The organism is Nocardiopsis sp. CC223A, from assembly GCF_030766825.1.
GTDB lineage: Bacteria > Actinomycetota > Actinomycetes > Streptosporangiales > Streptosporangiaceae > Nocardiopsis.
In genome coordinates, this window is record NZ_JASFDV010000002.1 from 160,873 (window position 1) to 174,744 (window position 13,872).

The 13,872-nt window shown below is 71.6% G+C and carries 16 protein-coding genes; 12 read left to right on the top strand and 4 right to left on the bottom strand.

Annotated elements, in window-relative coordinates:
* Nucleotides 1-156: 156 nt before the first annotated feature.
* The 4 genes from QJS33_RS01790 (at nucleotide 157) to QJS33_RS01805 (ending at nucleotide 4,407) form a co-directional block, all read left to right on the top strand.
* Complete coding sequence (locus QJS33_RS01790) at nucleotides 157-870, top strand: class E sortase (RefSeq protein ID WP_372339564.1); 714 nt, start codon at nucleotides 157-159, stop codon at nucleotides 868-870.
* A 10-nt stretch (nucleotides 871-880) separates the two neighbouring features.
* A complete protein-coding gene (locus tag QJS33_RS01795; RefSeq protein WP_306366047.1) occupies nucleotides 881-1,144 on the top strand; it encodes a hypothetical protein in 264 nt (87 codons plus the stop codon).
* Between the two features lie 444 nt (nucleotides 1,145-1,588).
* On the top strand, nucleotides 1,589-3,313 hold the full coding sequence (locus tag QJS33_RS01800; protein ID WP_306366048.1) for a DEAD/DEAH box helicase: 1,725 nt from the start codon (nucleotides 1,589-1,591) through the stop codon (nucleotides 3,311-3,313).
* A 161-nt stretch (nucleotides 3,314-3,474) separates the two neighbouring features.
* A complete protein-coding gene (locus QJS33_RS01805) occupies nucleotides 3,475-4,407 on the top strand; it encodes a zinc metalloprotease (RefSeq protein WP_306366069.1) in 933 nt (310 codons plus the stop codon).
* Nucleotides 4,408-4,411: 4 nt separating this feature from the next.
* Here the strand turns inward: QJS33_RS01805 and QJS33_RS01810 are convergent, their stop codons facing one another.
* Entirely contained in the window at nucleotides 4,412-4,747 is a 336-nt protein-coding gene (locus tag QJS33_RS01810; RefSeq protein WP_306366049.1) for a type II toxin-antitoxin system PemK/MazF family toxin, read from the bottom strand.
* Nucleotides 4,741-5,004: a hypothetical protein gene (locus QJS33_RS01815; protein WP_306366050.1), complete on the bottom strand. Its 264-nt coding sequence runs from the start codon at nucleotides 5,002-5,004 to the stop codon at nucleotides 4,741-4,743. Before QJS33_RS01815 ends, QJS33_RS01810 begins: the two co-directional genes overlap by 7 nt.
* Nucleotides 5,005-5,088: 84 nt before the next feature.
* Here QJS33_RS01815 and QJS33_RS01820 point away from each other — a divergent pair, with 84 nt between their 5' ends.
* Nucleotides 5,089-6,105, top strand: coding sequence for a tryptophan--tRNA ligase (locus tag QJS33_RS01820; protein WP_306366051.1), 1,017 nt, complete (start codon nucleotides 5,089-5,091; stop codon nucleotides 6,103-6,105).
* Between the two features lie 100 nt (nucleotides 6,106-6,205).
* Nucleotides 6,206-7,069 (top strand): alpha/beta fold hydrolase, encoded by an 864-nt coding sequence (locus QJS33_RS01825; RefSeq protein ID WP_306366052.1) that lies wholly within the window; start codon nucleotides 6,206-6,208, stop codon nucleotides 7,067-7,069.
* Between the two features lie 55 nt (nucleotides 7,070-7,124).
* Here the strand turns inward: QJS33_RS01825 and QJS33_RS01830 are convergent, their stop codons facing one another.
* Together QJS33_RS01830 and QJS33_RS01835 are read right to left on the bottom strand one after the other, a co-directional pair.
* A complete protein-coding gene (locus QJS33_RS01830; protein WP_306366053.1) occupies nucleotides 7,125-7,697 on the bottom strand; it encodes a nicotinamidase in 573 nt (190 codons plus the stop codon).
* 47 nt (nucleotides 7,698-7,744) lie between these two features.
* Entirely contained in the window at nucleotides 7,745-9,046 is a 1,302-nt protein-coding gene (locus QJS33_RS01835) for a nicotinate phosphoribosyltransferase (RefSeq protein ID WP_306366054.1), read from the bottom strand.
* A gap of 134 nt (nucleotides 9,047-9,180) precedes the next feature.
* On the opposite strand from QJS33_RS01835, the gene QJS33_RS01840 reads away from it, so the two are divergent.
* The 6 genes from QJS33_RS01840 (at nucleotide 9,181) to rdgB (ending at nucleotide 13,599) form a co-directional block, all read left to right on the top strand.
* Nucleotides 9,181-9,588 carry a M67 family metallopeptidase gene (locus QJS33_RS01840; RefSeq protein ID WP_306366055.1) on the top strand — a complete coding sequence of 136 codons (408 nt, stop codon included), beginning with the start codon at nucleotides 9,181-9,183 and terminating at the stop codon, nucleotides 9,586-9,588.
* 96 nt (nucleotides 9,589-9,684) lie between these two features.
* A complete protein-coding gene (locus QJS33_RS01845) occupies nucleotides 9,685-9,963 on the top strand; it encodes a MoaD family protein (protein ID WP_306366056.1) in 279 nt (92 codons plus the stop codon).
* Nucleotides 9,964-9,972: 9 nt separating this feature from the next.
* Nucleotides 9,973-10,920: a PLP-dependent cysteine synthase family protein gene (locus QJS33_RS01850; protein WP_306366057.1), complete on the top strand. Its 948-nt coding sequence runs from the start codon at nucleotides 9,973-9,975 to the stop codon at nucleotides 10,918-10,920.
* Between the two features lie 353 nt (nucleotides 10,921-11,273).
* Nucleotides 11,274-12,026: an MBL fold metallo-hydrolase gene (locus QJS33_RS01855; protein ID WP_306366058.1), complete on the top strand. Its 753-nt coding sequence runs from the start codon at nucleotides 11,274-11,276 to the stop codon at nucleotides 12,024-12,026.
* Nucleotides 12,027-12,223: 197 nt separating this feature from the next.
* Nucleotides 12,224-12,943 (top strand): ribonuclease PH, encoded by a 720-nt coding sequence (gene rph, locus QJS33_RS01860; RefSeq protein ID WP_306366059.1) that lies wholly within the window; start codon nucleotides 12,224-12,226, stop codon nucleotides 12,941-12,943.
* Between the two features lie 50 nt (nucleotides 12,944-12,993).
* Nucleotides 12,994-13,599: an RdgB/HAM1 family non-canonical purine NTP pyrophosphatase gene (rdgB, locus tag QJS33_RS01865; protein WP_306366070.1), complete on the top strand. Its 606-nt coding sequence runs from the start codon at nucleotides 12,994-12,996 to the stop codon at nucleotides 13,597-13,599.
* The last annotated feature ends 273 nt before the right edge of the window (nucleotides 13,600-13,872 follow it).

Genomic DNA, 13,872 nt, shown 5'->3' on the forward strand with positions numbered 1-13,872 from the left:
GCACACGCGAGACGTCCACAGGAGTAGGTCGTATTGGTGTCCACAACGGAACGACAGCCACAGGATGACCCCGGGGCCGGGGAGGGCCGCCGCCGTTCCCCCGGCGGCCGCCGCCGCAAGCCCCCGCCCCGCCGCCGGGCCACCCCCGGCGACGTGGTGCGCGGCATCGTCCGCTTCGTCGGCGAGATCCTGCTGACCGCCGGTCTCCTCATGCTGTTCTACGCGGCGTACGAGGTGTACGGCTCCCGGTGGGAGACCGACCGCGAGCAGCAGGGTCTGGCCCAGGGGCTGGAGGATGCCTGGGCCGAGGCCGAGGAACGCGGCCCCGATTCCGAGCCCCTGCCCGGCAGCGCCGACAGCCGGCTGTACATCCCGTCCCTGGACCTGGACTGGGTCGTCGTCAACGGCACCACCCAGGACGACATCCGCTACAGCCCCGGGCACTACACCGAGTACCCCAGCAGCCCCGGGCAGGCGGGCAACTACGCGATCGCCGCGCACCGCACCCCCGGCCTGTTCTGGGACATCGACCTGCTGGACGACGGCGACGTCCTGGTGCTGGAGGACGGCGAGAACTTCTACACCTACGAGGTGTTCCGGGAGGAGACGGTCGTGCCCACCGACGTGTGGGTGATCGAACCCGACCCGTTCGACGACGTCGAGGGCGCGGGCGACGCCGAGGACGCGGAGGAGGCCGGGGGAGAGGTCGAGCCGGGGCGGTCGATCATCACGCTCACCACCTGTGCGCCCAAGCTGAACAACACGCACCGGCTCATCGTGTGGGGCGAACTCGTCGAGACCACGCCCAAGTCGGAGGGCATGCCCGACTCGATCGCGCACATGGCCCCCGACGCCGACGAGAGCGAGTGAGGAGACCCGCATGTACGGCCTGATCTGGCGCATTCTGCCCGGACCCTGGATCTCCAAGTTCATCATGGCGCTCGGCCTGCTGGCCGGGACCGCCGCCCTGCTGTGGTTCTTCGCCTTCCCGGCGATCTCCCCCTACATGCCGTTCAACGACGGCGCCGTCGACATCGAGGGCGCCGGCGGATCCGGTGGGGGAGCAGGGACGGAAGAGGCCGACGAGCCGGGTGGGGCGCCCGTGGATTCCGACACCCCCGAAGAGGAGCCGCCCGCCGAGTGACACGAGGCGTGTGCGGCGGACGCCTTCGCCCGGCTCGGCGCCGACGCCGCCCGCCACCGGCGGCATCGGTGCCTGGAAGGCCGGGCGCGGCCCGGGCCATGTCCCGTGGAGCGGTGTGAGAACAACGGTCGTTCGAACAGAAACGAATCGCCGACCAGCGCGTCGTTACCTCCGGGGCCCTGGAGTCGAACGAGGTCACACCTCTCGGTGGGACACCATCGCGGCCCGGTGCGACACGCGCGCCCCGCGGGTCCGTTCGGAGAACCTCCGGACCCGCGGGGCTCGTGCGTGTTCGCACCCGTATGTGCCCGTGCGCGGGCGTTCATGGGTCTTCGCGGCGGCCGGTCCGGACCCGTGAGTGTGCGCGGCACCACGGGAAGCCGCCCCTGTCCGGTCGGACCGGGCCGCTAATCTCTAGCAGGTGAGTATCGGGGGACGAAACGCATGACGGTGACGCAGACCACGACCGAGGACCGCCTCAGCGGGCTCCGGGCCTGGCAGCGGGAGGCGTTCGAGGAGTACTTCCGCCGACAGCCGCGGGACTTCCTGGCGGTCGCCACGCCCGGCGCGGGCAAGACCACGTTCGCCCTCACCCTGGCGAGCGAACTCCTCCAGCGGAACATCATCCGCTCCCTCACCATCGTCTGCCCCACCGAGCACCTCAAGAAGCAGTGGGCCGAGGCCGCCGCACGGTTCAACATCCCCATCGACCCCGACTTCCGCAACGGCCAGGGGGCCCTGGGCCGGCAGTACCTCGGCGCCGCCGTCACCTACGCGCAGGTCGCCGCCCACCCGGCGCTGCACCGCAACCGCACCGAGGCCCGCAAGACCCTGGTGATCTTCGACGAGGTCCACCACGCGGGCGACGCCCTGTCCTGGGGCGACGCCGCCCGCGAGGCGTTCGACCCGGCCGCCCGGCGGCTCTCCCTGACCGGGACGCCCTTCCGGTCCGACATCAACCCCATCCCGTTCGTGGACTACGTCCAGGACGCCGCCGGGGTGCGCCGCTGCTCCTGGGACTACAGCTACGGCTACGGCCCGGCGCTGGCCGACGGCGTCGTGCGCCCCGTCATCTTCATGGCGTACTCCGGCGAGATGCGCTGGCGCACCCGAGCCGGGGACGAACTGGCCGCCCGCCTGGGCGAGCCGCTCACCCAGGACGCGCTCTCCCAGGCCTGGCGGGCCGCGCTGGACCCCAAGGGCGACTGGATCAAACGCGTGCTCCAGGCCGCCGACCGGCGGCTCACCGAGGTCCGCAAGACCCACCCCGACGCCGGCGGCCTGGTCATCGCCAGCGACCACGAGAACGCCCGCGCCTACTCGCGGATCATCCGTCAGATCACCGGCAAGAGCGCCACCGTGGTGCTGTCCGACGACCCCACCGCCTCCAAGAAGATCTCCCGGTTCGCCAAGGGCGACGACCGGTGGATGGTCGCGGTGCGCATGGTGTCCGAGGGGGTGGACGTGCCCCGGCTGATGGTCGGGGTGTACGCCACCTCCACCAGCACCGCCCTGTTCTTCGCCCAGGCCATCGGCCGGTTCGTGCGCGTGCGCAAGCGCGGCGAGGTGGCCTCGGTGTTCCTGCCCTCGGTGCCCAACCTGCTGGAGTTCGCCGGGGACATGGAGCGCGAGCGCGACCACGTCCTGGACCGCACCCCCGCCGAGGACGACGCGTACCCGGAGGAGGACCTCCTCAGGGAGGCGAACAAGAAGCGCGACACCCCCGACGCGGGGGAGGAGCTGCCGTTCGAGACGATGGAGGCGTCGGCCGAGTTCGACCGCGCCCTCTACGACGGCAACGAGTACGGCGGTGTGCCCGGCTCCACCGAGGAGGAGGACTTCCTGGGCCTGCCCGGGCTGCTGGAACCCCAGCAGGTGGCGCAGCTGCTGCGCAAGCGCAAGGACGACATCAAGGCCGGGGAGATCAAGGCCCGCAGGAAGGACGAGCCGGTCCGGGACGAGGGCCCCACCCACGAGGTCCTGGCGAACCTGCGCCGCGAGCTGAGCGGGCTGGTCGGGGCCTGGCACCACCGCACCGGCAAGCCGCACGGGGTGATCCACAACGAGCTGCGCCGCGCCTGCGGCGGGCCGCCGGTCGCCCAGGCCACCCCGGACCAGATCCGCGAACGCATCGCCAAGCTCCGCGTCTGGGCGGTCGGCGGCAAGTAGCCGGGGGGCGACCAGGCCAGGGGATTTCGGACCATCCGGGCAAACACTTCGCAAGCTCGCGCCCGGGCTCATGTGCGATACGTGTTCATTTCACTACAGTCCGTGAGGTGACTGGACGAAACGCACGCGGCGCGACGGCCGCACTCTGGACCGGACTGGTGATGTGCGGGCTCGCCCTGGCCGGGGTGGTCGGGGGCACCGCCCTGCCCGACCCCGCCGGGGCCGGAGCCGAACGGGCGGCCACGGCGGACGGGCCCGACTGCCCGCCGGGCACCGTCGCCCGCCTCGCCGGACCCGGGGCGGACACCGCCTTCGACAACGGAGAGCTCACCCCCGAACAGGCCGCCCGGTACAACGATCAGCTGCGCGAGGCACTGCGCTCCCTGCGGTCCCACGAGATCGCCCCGCCGCGCACCGTCCCCGTCGTCGTCCACGTCATCTCCGCCACCGACGGCCGGGGCGACGTGAGCGACGCCCGCGTCCGCGACCAGATCGACGTCCTCAACACCGCCTACTCCGGCGGCTACGACACGGACGGTGCCGACACCGGCTTCCGCTTCACGCTCTCCGAGGTCACCCGCAGCGAGAACGACACCTGGTTCGCCGACTTCAACGGCCACCGCGACGACATCCGCGCCGAGCTGCGCCGCGGCGGCGCCGAAACGCTCAACATCTACACCGCCGACCTCGGCTCCGGCCTGCTCGGCTACTCCAGCTTCCCGCAGGACCACGCCGCCGCACCCGACCAGGACGGCATCGTCCTGGCCCACGACACCCTGCCCGGCGGCGGCCGCGGCCGCTTCGGCCTGGGCCACACCGCCACCCACGAGGTCGGTCACTGGCTGGGCCTGTTCCACACCTTCCAGAACGGCTGCACCACCCCGGGCGACTACGTCGGCGACACCCCCTACGAGCGCGGGGCCGCCGCCGGCTGCCCGCAGGGCCGCGACTCCTGCCCGCACCGCGGCGGCCGCGACCCGGTCACCAACTTCATGGACTACAGCGACGACGACTGCATGACCCACTTCACCGAGGGCCAGGCCCGCCGCATGGCCGAGCACTGGGCCGCCTTCCGCTCCCCCCACCGGCCCTGACGGATCAGAGCACGAGCAGCCTGCGCAGGACCAGTTCCACCCGGAACAGGACCGTGTCCTCGACCGTTCCGAAGCTCCGCTCCAACCGCAGTGGCGAGATGGCACGTAGGTCCCCGCACTCGGCGTGGCCGATCTCCTTCAGCCCGGAAGAGCCCGGCCCGATCTCCACACGGGTCGGGCTCTCCCGGCACGTGCGGGTGAGAGGCACGACCGTGAACACCGGTGGATTCGAGTCAAGCCAGGGCCGGCCACCGACGATGAGTACCGGTCGCCGGAACGCTTGCCCATGGCCGATCGGGTCGCCCGGATCCGCCATGTGGATTTCTCCGCGCCTCACCATGCGTCCTCCGCGGTCAGGGCATCATCAGGGTCGGCCAGATCGTCACGGAGTGTCCGGTCGTTCAGGTATGCGCGGCGGTCTTCATCGGACAGACCTGCGTGGTATCGACGCACTTCCCGCCAGAACTCCGGCTCCTCGGCCTCATCCAGGGCGCGTTCGATCGCGACGGCCAACGGCGTGTGCTCCCGCTCGGCACGCCGACCGATGCGGTCGCGCAGAGCTTCGGGGACCTTGATGGTGGTATCCGTGGCAGTCATACCTCCAGCATGCATACCCGCACCCCCGAAAGCAGATCCTCGGGGTGCGGAAACCGGAGTTCGGAGGTGTGGTTTCCTTGGGACATGGCAGCGAACACCTACCTGACCGGGATCAAGCCCACCGGTGACTTCCACCTGGGCAACTACGTCGGCGCGATCCAGCCGGCCCTGGCGGCCGCGGACGTCTACGAGACCTACTACTTCGTCGCGGACTACCACGCGCTCAACACCGTCAAGGACGCGGACGAGCTCCGCCACAGCATCCGGTCCGGGGCTGCCACCTGGCTGGCGTGCGGGCTGGACCCGGCCAGGACGGTCATCTACCAGCAGTCCAAGGTCCCCGAGACCTTCGAGCTGACCACCATCCTCAGCGCCCTCACCCCCAAGGGCCTGATGAACCGCGCCCACGCCTACAAGGCCGCCCGCGACCGCAACAACGAGGCCGGGATCACCGACCTGGACGCCGGGGTCAACATGGGGCTGTTCAACTACCCCATCCTCATGGCCGCGGACATCCTCATCATGCAGGCCACCCACGTCCCCGTGGGCCGCGACCAGTCCCAGCACATCGAGTACACCGCCGACATCGCCGGGTACTTCAACAACCGCTACGGGGAGGGCGAACACGGGTACGCCTTCCCCCTGCCCAAGGGCGTCATCGACGACAGCGAGGCGAGCATCCTCCCCGGCGTCGACGGCCGCAAGATGAGCAAGTCCTACGACAACCACATCCCGCTCTTCCTGCCGGAGAACAAGCTCAAGAAGGCGATCCGCCGCATCCCCACCGACTCCACCCCCGTCGAGGACCCCAAGGACCCCGACACCTCGGTGCCCTTCCAGCTGCTCACCCACTTCGCCGACGCCGACAAGGTGGCCGACGTGCGCAAGCGCCTGGAGCAGGGCGGCATGGGCTGGGGCGAGCTCAAGAACGAGCTCTTCGAGGCGGTCAACGCCGAGCTGGGCCCCAAGCGCGATCGCTACGAGGAGCTCATGGCGAACCCGCAGGAGATCGAGGACATCCTCGAAGCCGGATCGGTCCGCGCCCGCGAGCGCGCCCGCGCCGTCCTGGACCGGGTCCGCGCCGCCATCGGCGTCGCCTGAACCACGGCACGGCAGGAGGCGGCGGGAACCCTCCCGCCGCCTCTCGGTCACCCGGAAAACCACTGGTCACAGCGGCCCGGGCGCACCTAGGCTCCCCGGTATGGAACTCGGAGTCGACGCCCCCGAGCACACCGGCGCGCTCACCCTGCCCGACGGCCGCACCCTGGCCTGGAGCTCATGGGGCGACCCCGGCGGCACCCCCGTCCTGCTCTGCCCCGGCGCCGCCACCGGCCGCTCCCTGGGGTTCGGCACCCACCTGCTCGCCGGACTCGGCGTCCACCTGGTCTCCGCCGACCGTCCCGGCCTGGGCGGTTCGGACCCGGCCCCCGGCCGCACCGCCGCGGACTTCGCCGCCGACGCCCGCGCCCTCGCGGACCATCTGGGCATCGGCCGCCCCGCCGTCGTCGGCAACTCCCAGGGGGCTCCCTTCGCCCTCGCCTGTGCCGCGACCGGAGCGGCGCGCGCCCTGGCCCTGGTCTCGCCCGCGGACGAGATCGCCCACCCCGCTCTGGCGGACCTCCTCGACCCCGGCGCACGGGCCCTGCGCGACGCCGTGGCCGCCGACCCGGAGCACGCCGGGCGCGATCTGGCGGCGCTGGGCCCCGACGGCATGTGGGACCTGGTCACCGCCCACGCCCCGGACCGCGACGCGGCCGTGTACCGCACCCCCGTCTTCGAGGCCGCCTACCGCCGCGCCCTGGCCGAGGGCTTCGCCGGTGACGGCGCCGGGTACGCCCGCGACACCGTCCTGGCCTCGGGCCGCTGGGACCCGGCCCCGGAGCGGGTCGCCGTCCCCACCGACGTCTGGTACGGCGAGCTGGACACCTTCCATTCCCCGGACCGGGCCGGCCTGCTCGCCCGCCGCGTTCCCGGCGCCCGCCGCCACCTGTTGCCGGGGGAGGGCGGATCCCTGCTGTGGACCCGCGCCGGCGACGTCCTGCGCACCCTGCTCGCCCGCCCATGACACGGCGGAGGGCGGGACCGCCCGGCCCCGCCCTCCGCCGTGCGCGTGTCCGCGGTCAGCCGACCCTCGGCTCGCCCTCCAGGGCCACACCCGCCTGCTCCAGCTGCGCCAGCGCCGCGTCCACGGTCGGCCGCGCCACACCCGCGGTCAGGTCGAGCAGCACCCGTGTGCGCAGCCCCTCCCGCACGGCGTCCAGCGCGGTGGCCCGAACGCAGTGGTCGGTGGCGATGCCCACCACGTCCACCTCGTCCACCCCGCGCTCGCGCAGCCACTCCGCCAGCGTCGTCGCACCGTCCCGGGCAGCGCCCTCGAACCCGCTGTAGGCCGCCGTGTAGTGGCCCTTGCTGAAGACCTCCTCGGCCAGGGAGGCGTCGAAGCCCGGGTGGAACTCCACCCCCGGCGTGCCCACCTCGCAGTGCCGCGGCCAGCTGTCCACGAAGTCCGGCTCCTCCGAGAAGTGCGGCCCCGGATCGATGTGGTAGTCGCGGGTGGCGACCACGTGGTCGTACCCGCCCGAGCGGGCGTGCCCGGTGACGGCCTCCGCGGTCGCGGCACCCCCGGCCACCGCCAGGCTGCCGCCCTCACAGAAATCGTTCTGCACGTCCACCACGATGAGCGCTCTGGTCATAGCGGCACCCCTTTCTCTCACAACCCGGTCTACCGGAACACCGCCGGTCAGTGGAACACCGTCGGCAGGGCGGCCTCGCCCCGCGACATCCGCAGTGCCTGCTCGGGCAGCTCGGCCACCACCGCGCGGTGCCGGTCGCGGGCGTCGTGCACGCTCTCGCGGCCCACCACCTCACCGCCCGACACCAGCGGCCGCAGCAGCGGGCGGGTCCCCACCGCCTCCGGCGGCTCGTACGGGAACACCTCTTCGGCGATCGCGATTCCCTTGTCGTCGAACCGGCGCACCGACCACTTGCGGCCGCCCCGGCTCGGCTTGCCCACCGACCGCTTGGCCACCGGCTCCAGCGGCGGGTCCGCGGCCGTTCCGCGCGCCCGTGCCACCAGCTTGTACACCAGCGACACCGTCGGCGAACCCGAACCCGTCACCAGGGACGTACCCACCCCGTAGCCGTCCACGGGTGCCACGGCCAGCGCCTGGATGGAGTGCTCGTCCAGGTCCCCGGTCACCACGATCCGGGTCTCGGCGGCACCGAGCGAGTCCAGTTGCTCGCGCACCCGGCCCGCGGTCTTCCCGAGGTCGCCGGAGTCGATGCGCACCGCGCCCAGTTCCGGTCCGGCCAGTTCGACGGCGGTGTGCACGGCCCGTTCCACGTCGTAGGTGTCCACCAGCAGGGTCGTCCGCCTGCCCAGCGAGTCCAGCTGCGCGGTGAAGGCGTGCCGCTCGCTGTCGTGCAGCAGCGTGAACGCGTGCGCCGCGGTGCCGCCGGTGGGCACCCCGTACGACCGCCCGGCCTCCAGGTTGGAGGAGGTCGCGAACCCGGCCACGTACGCGGCGCGCGCCGAGGCCACCGCCGCCGCCTCGTGGGTGCGGCGCGACCCCATCTCGATCAGCGGCCGCCCGGCCGCCGCCACGACCATCCGGCTCGCCGCGGAGGCGATGGCGCTGTCGTGGTTGAACACCGACAGGGCGAGGGTCTCCAGGATCACCGCCTCGGCGAAGGTGCCCTCCACCACCAGGATCGGGGACCCGGGGAAGTAGGCCTCACCCTCGCCGTAGCCCCACACGTTCCCGGAGAACCGGTACTCCGAGAGCCACCGCAGGGTGGTGTCGTCCACCACACCGTGGTCGGACAGGAAGTCCAGCTCCTCGGTGCGGAACCGGAAGCGCTCCAGCAGGTCCAGGAACCGCCCGGTCCCCGCCACGACGCCGTAGCGGCGTCCCTCGGGCAAACGCCGGGCGAACATCTCGAACACCGACGTCCGGGACGCGGCGCCGCTGTGCAGGGCGCCCTGGAGCATCGTCAGTTCGTAGTGGTCGGTCAGCAGCGCACTGCTGCCATGGTCGTTCATGCGCATGAGCCTAATCCGTGCGACTCCACGGCCGAACGCCGACCTGCTCCCTGACCGCGCACGGGGTGACCTCGCCCGACACTAACAATACCCATTCGGTTGGTAGGGAAATTTGTTCCGATACCCTGAGGGACATGCTGAGGATTGATCGCTCGATCTACGACCAGATCGTCGCCCACGCCCGCCGCGACCACCCGGACGAGGCCTGTGGCATCGTGGCCGGCCCCGCGGGGTCCGACCGCCCCGAGCGGTTCGTCGAGATGATCAACGCCGAGCGGTCCCCGACCTTCTACCGGTTCGACTCCCTCGAACAGCTGAAGGTCTGGCGGGAGATGGACGACCGCGACGAGGAACCCGTTGTGATCTACCACTCCCACACGGCCACCGAGGCCTACCCCTCGCGCACCGACATCTCCTACGCCTCCGAGCCCGGCGCGCACTACGTACTCGTGTCCACCAGGGACCCCGAGACCGCGGAACTGCGCTCCTACCGGATCCTGGACGGCGAGGTCACCGAGGAACCGGTGGAGATCACCGGGTAGCACCCCGCCCCGCCCGACGGGGCCCGCGGAATGGCCGCGGGAGGCGCCTCGTTGGGACTGTACGCACATCAACCACGTTCACGGGAAGACACACCTATGGCCATCGAGGTCCGCATCCCCACCATCCTGCGCAACCTGACCGGCGACGCCAAGGTCGTCGAGGGCAGCGGCGCCACCCTGGGCGAGCTGTTCACCGACCTGGACAGCCGCTACCCGGGCATCGGCGAGCGCCTGGTGGACGGCGGCAAACTGCGCCGCTTCATCAACGTGTACCTCAACGACGAGGACGTGCGCTTCGTCGGCGGTCTGGAGGCGAAGCTCTCCGACGGCGACAACGTCACCGTCCTGCCCGCCGTGGCCGGCGGAAGCCGCTAGGCGCGCCCCATGCGCTACGACTCCCTGCTCGACTCCCTCGGCGGCACGCCGCTCGTCGGTCTGCCCCGGCTCTCGCCCTCACCGGACGTCCGGCTGTGGGCGAAGCTGGAGGACCGCAACCCGACCGGGTCCATCAAGGACCGAGCCGCGTTCTTCATGATCGAACAGGCGGAGAAGGACGGGCTGCTCTCCCCGGGCTGCACCATCCTGGAGCCGACGTCGGGGAACACCGGTATCTCCCTGGCGATGGTCGCCAAGCTGCGCGGCTACCGCATGGTCTGCGTCATGCCGGAGAACACCTCGGAGGAGCGCAAGCAGCTCCTCGCCATGTGGGGCGCCGAGGTCCACTTCTCCGACGCGGCCGGCGGTTCCAACGAGGCGGTCCGCGTCGCCAAGGAGATGGCCGTCGCACACCCCGACTGGGTGATGCTCTACCAGTACGGCAACGCGGCCAACGCCCGGGCCCACTACGAGACGACCGGTCCCGAACTCCTCGCGGACCTTCCGGAGATCACCCACTTCGTGGCGGGCCTGGGCACCACCGGAACGCTCATGGGCGTGGGCCGCTACCTGCGCGAGCACAAGCCGGGCGTGCGGATCGTCGCCGCCGAGCCGCGCTACGGCGAGCTCGTCTACGGCCTGCGCAACCTCGACGAGGGGTTCGTGCCGGAGCTGTACGACGAGTCGGTGCTCACCACGCGGTTCTCCGTGCCCTCCGACGCCGCGCTCAAGCGGACCCGGGAACTCCTGGACCGGGAGGGCATCTTCGCCGGGATCTCCACCGGCGGGGCGCTGCACGCCGCGCTGGGCATGGCCCGCAAGGCGGAGCAGGCGGGGGAGCGCGCCGACATCGCGTTCGTCATCGCCGACGCCGGATGGAAGTACCTGTCGACGGGGGCCTACGAGGGGACGCTGGAAGAGGCGGAGGAGCGCCTCGACGGCCAGCTCTGGGCCTGACCGACACGTGCCTCGAAGGGGGCGGCGTCCCGATCACGGGGCGCCGCCCCCGCCGTGTCCCCCGGGGCCGGTGTCCGGATACGGGCGCATCACTCCCGCGCGCACCTCAACAGGCCGGAACCGAGCCGCAATAGGGCAAGAGCAAACCACTTGGAACGTGTCATATGGTGTGAAAAATTCACACGTGATCGAGGTCGCGTGAGATGCAGGACACATTTTGTACCACCCGGGCGGCCATTGGGGTAGACCCGTAACAACGGGACAACCGCTGAACCAGCCGCCATCCGTACTCCGCGCACACGGTCGAGGGGGTGCCACGGAGCCGCGCGGCCCTTCGAGAAGGCGACGACGACGTGCGACTCACGATTATCGGGTCCTCCGGGAGCTTCCCGGGGCCGGACAGCCCCGCCTCCTGTTACCTGGTCGAGGCCGACGGCTTCCGCCTGCTCCTCGACATGGGCAACGGCGCACTCGGCGCCCTCCAGCGGCACATCGACATCTACTCCGTCGACGCCGTCTACCTCAGCCACCTGCACGCCGACCACTGCTTCGACCTGTGCTCGTACTGGGTCGCCCGGATGTTCCACCCCGACGGCGCCAAACCCCGGATCCCCGTCTACGGCCCGAGCGGCGTCTCCGAGCGCGTCGCCGAGGCCTACGGCCTGGAGCCCGACCCCGGCATGACCGAGGTCTTCGACTTCCACGAACTCACCCCGGGCCCCCTCGACATCGGCCCGTTCTCCGTCCGCGTGGACCGCGTCAACCACCCGGTCGAGGCCTTCGGCATCCGCCTGGAGCACGACGGCGCCAGCATGGCCTACTCCGGGGACACCGGGGCCTGCGACTCCCTCGTGGACCTGGCCGCCGACACGGACCTGTTCCTGTGCGAGGCCGCCTTCCAGGACCACGTGGAGCACCCCAAGGACATGCACCTCACCGGCAGCGAGGCGGGCGAGCACGCCAGCCTCGCCCGGACGCGCAGCCTGCTGCTCACCCACCTGGTGCCGTGGAACGACGACGACGTCACCCTCACAGAGGCCCGGTCCACCTATGCCGGACCCATCGACCTGGCCCGCAGCGGCCGGACGCACACCATCGGCGGTTGACGGCCGACAGGGGGCGACCGGCGGTCGGCGGAGGCGGCCGGTCGCGATGACGGACCGCTGCGTCGGTCGGTGCCGGCCGACCACGGCCGTTGAGAGCAGCCGGCGGCAGCGGACGTCGACAGTGGTGTGGGTCCCATCCGCGCACGCCTTCGCGACTCCCGCCCCCGGCGCGACCGCGCGCGTATACGCTCTTGACCATGGCCCGACCTGACGGACGAGTTCCGACACAACTGCGCCCCGTGACGATCACCCGCAACTGGCTGCGCCAGGCGGAAGGCTCCGCGCTCATCGAGTTCGGGGACACCCGAGTGCTGTGCGCCGCCACCGTCGAGGACGGTGTCCCGCGCTGGCGCCGCGGAACCGGCGAGGGGTGGGTCACAGCCGAGTACGCGATGCTGCCCCGCGCCACCGACACCCGCGGCGCCCGCGAGTCCGTGCGCGGCAAGATCGGCGGCCGCACCCACGAGATCTCCCGCCTCATCGGCCGCTCCCTGCGGGCGGTCGTCGACTTCAAGGCGATGGGAGAGCACACCATCACCCTGGACTGCGACGTCCTCCAGGCCGACGGCGGCACCCGCACCGCGGCCATCACCGGCGCGTACGTGGCCCTCGCCGACGCCATGAAATGGCTGCGCAAGCGCCGCAACCTCAAGAACAACCCGCTCACCGGCTCCCTGGCCGCGATCAGTGTCGGTGTCGTCCAGGGCCAGCCCCGGCTGGACCTCAACTACCTGGAGGACTCCGTCGCCGACACCGACATGAACGTCGTCCTCACCGGCGACGGAAAGTTCATCGAGGTGCAGGGCACCGCCGAGGGTGCGGCCTTCGACCGGGAACTGCTCGACAAACTGCTCGACCTGGCCGTCGGCGGCTGCGAGGAACTGACCGTCCTCCAGAAGAAGGCCCTGGCGGAGTGACCGTACTCAACGGCACCCGGATCGGCGGTGTCGCCGGAGAAGGGGGAATCGTGAAGATCGTGCTGGCCACCCGCAACGCCAAGAAGGTGCCCGAACTGCGCGCCATTCTCGCCGACGCCGGTGTGAGCGCCGAGGTGCTGTCGCTCGAAGCGTTCCCGGACGCCCCGGAGGTCCCCGAGACCGAGCCGTCGTTCGTCGGCAACGCCCTGCTCAAGGCCCGCGCGATCGCCGCCCACACGGGGCTGCCCGCGGTGGCCGACGACTCGGGGCTCAGCATCCGGGAGCTGCGGGGCATGCCGGGCGTGCTGTCGGCCCGTTGGGCCGGCCGCTTCGGCGCGCAGGACCAGGACCGGGCCAACCTGGAACTGGTCCTGGACCAGCTGGCGGACACCCCGCCGGAACGCCGCGCCGGCGCGTTCGTGTGCGCCGCGGCCCTGGTGCTGCCCGACGGCACCGAGGTGGTGTCGGAGGGCGAGATGCGCGGCCGGGTGATCCGCGAGCCCCGGGGGGAGAACGGGTTCGGCTACGACCCGATCTTCGTCCCGGAGGGCGAGAACCGGACCACGGCCGAGCTGTCCCCCCAGGAGAAGAACGCCATCAGCCACCGGGGGATCGCCTTTCGCAGGCTGGCGGCGGAGATCGCGGCGATGGTCTGACGCGACCCTGCACGAGTGGGGGCGGCCCGGACGGGCCGCCCCCACTCGTTGTTCGACGCCGGTCGACCTGCGATGGCGCAAGAAGTCCCCCGAGGCCGGTTTGAACCGGGAGCCCAGGGGCAGGACAACCCTCGTCACGACGAAACGGCCGCGGCCGCCCACGACCCCCGGTGTTCAGGGGTCCGGAACCCGCGGCGATCGCCCGCAGGCAGGGGCTCACGCCCCGCTGGCCAGGCGATTTGACGTCGCGACGGCAGTTACCTACACTCGAAC

Coding starts and splice junctions, on each gene's coding strand:
- QJS33_RS01835 (WP_306366054.1), bottom strand. CDS start 9,046: ATGAACGACCATGGCAGCAGTGCGCTGCTGACCGACCACTACGAACTG.
- QJS33_RS01795 (WP_306366047.1), top strand. CDS start 881: ATGTACGGCCTGATCTGGCGCATTCTGCCCGGACCCTGGATCTCCAAG.
- QJS33_RS01825 (WP_306366052.1), top strand. CDS start 6,206: ATGGAACTCGGAGTCGACGCCCCCGAGCACACCGGCGCGCTCACCCTG.
- QJS33_RS01805 (WP_306366069.1), top strand. CDS start 3,475: ATGTGCGGGCTCGCCCTGGCCGGGGTGGTCGGGGGCACCGCCCTGCCC.
- QJS33_RS01815 (WP_306366050.1), bottom strand. CDS start 5,004: ATGACTGCCACGGATACCACCATCAAGGTCCCCGAAGCTCTGCGCGAC.
- QJS33_RS01820 (WP_306366051.1), top strand. CDS start 5,089: ATGGCAGCGAACACCTACCTGACCGGGATCAAGCCCACCGGTGACTTC.
- QJS33_RS01845 (WP_306366056.1), top strand. CDS start 9,685: ATGGCCATCGAGGTCCGCATCCCCACCATCCTGCGCAACCTGACCGGC.
- QJS33_RS01840 (WP_306366055.1), top strand. CDS start 9,181: ATGCTGAGGATTGATCGCTCGATCTACGACCAGATCGTCGCCCACGCC.
- QJS33_RS01800 (WP_306366048.1), top strand. CDS start 1,589: ATGACGGTGACGCAGACCACGACCGAGGACCGCCTCAGCGGGCTCCGG.
- QJS33_RS01830 (WP_306366053.1), bottom strand. CDS start 7,697: ATGACCAGAGCGCTCATCGTGGTGGACGTGCAGAACGATTTCTGTGAG.
- QJS33_RS01850 (WP_306366057.1), top strand. CDS start 9,973: ATGCGCTACGACTCCCTGCTCGACTCCCTCGGCGGCACGCCGCTCGTC.
- rph (WP_306366059.1), top strand. CDS start 12,224: ATGGCCCGACCTGACGGACGAGTTCCGACACAACTGCGCCCCGTGACG.
- QJS33_RS01810 (WP_306366049.1), bottom strand. CDS start 4,747: ATGGTGAGGCGCGGAGAAATCCACATGGCGGATCCGGGCGACCCGATC.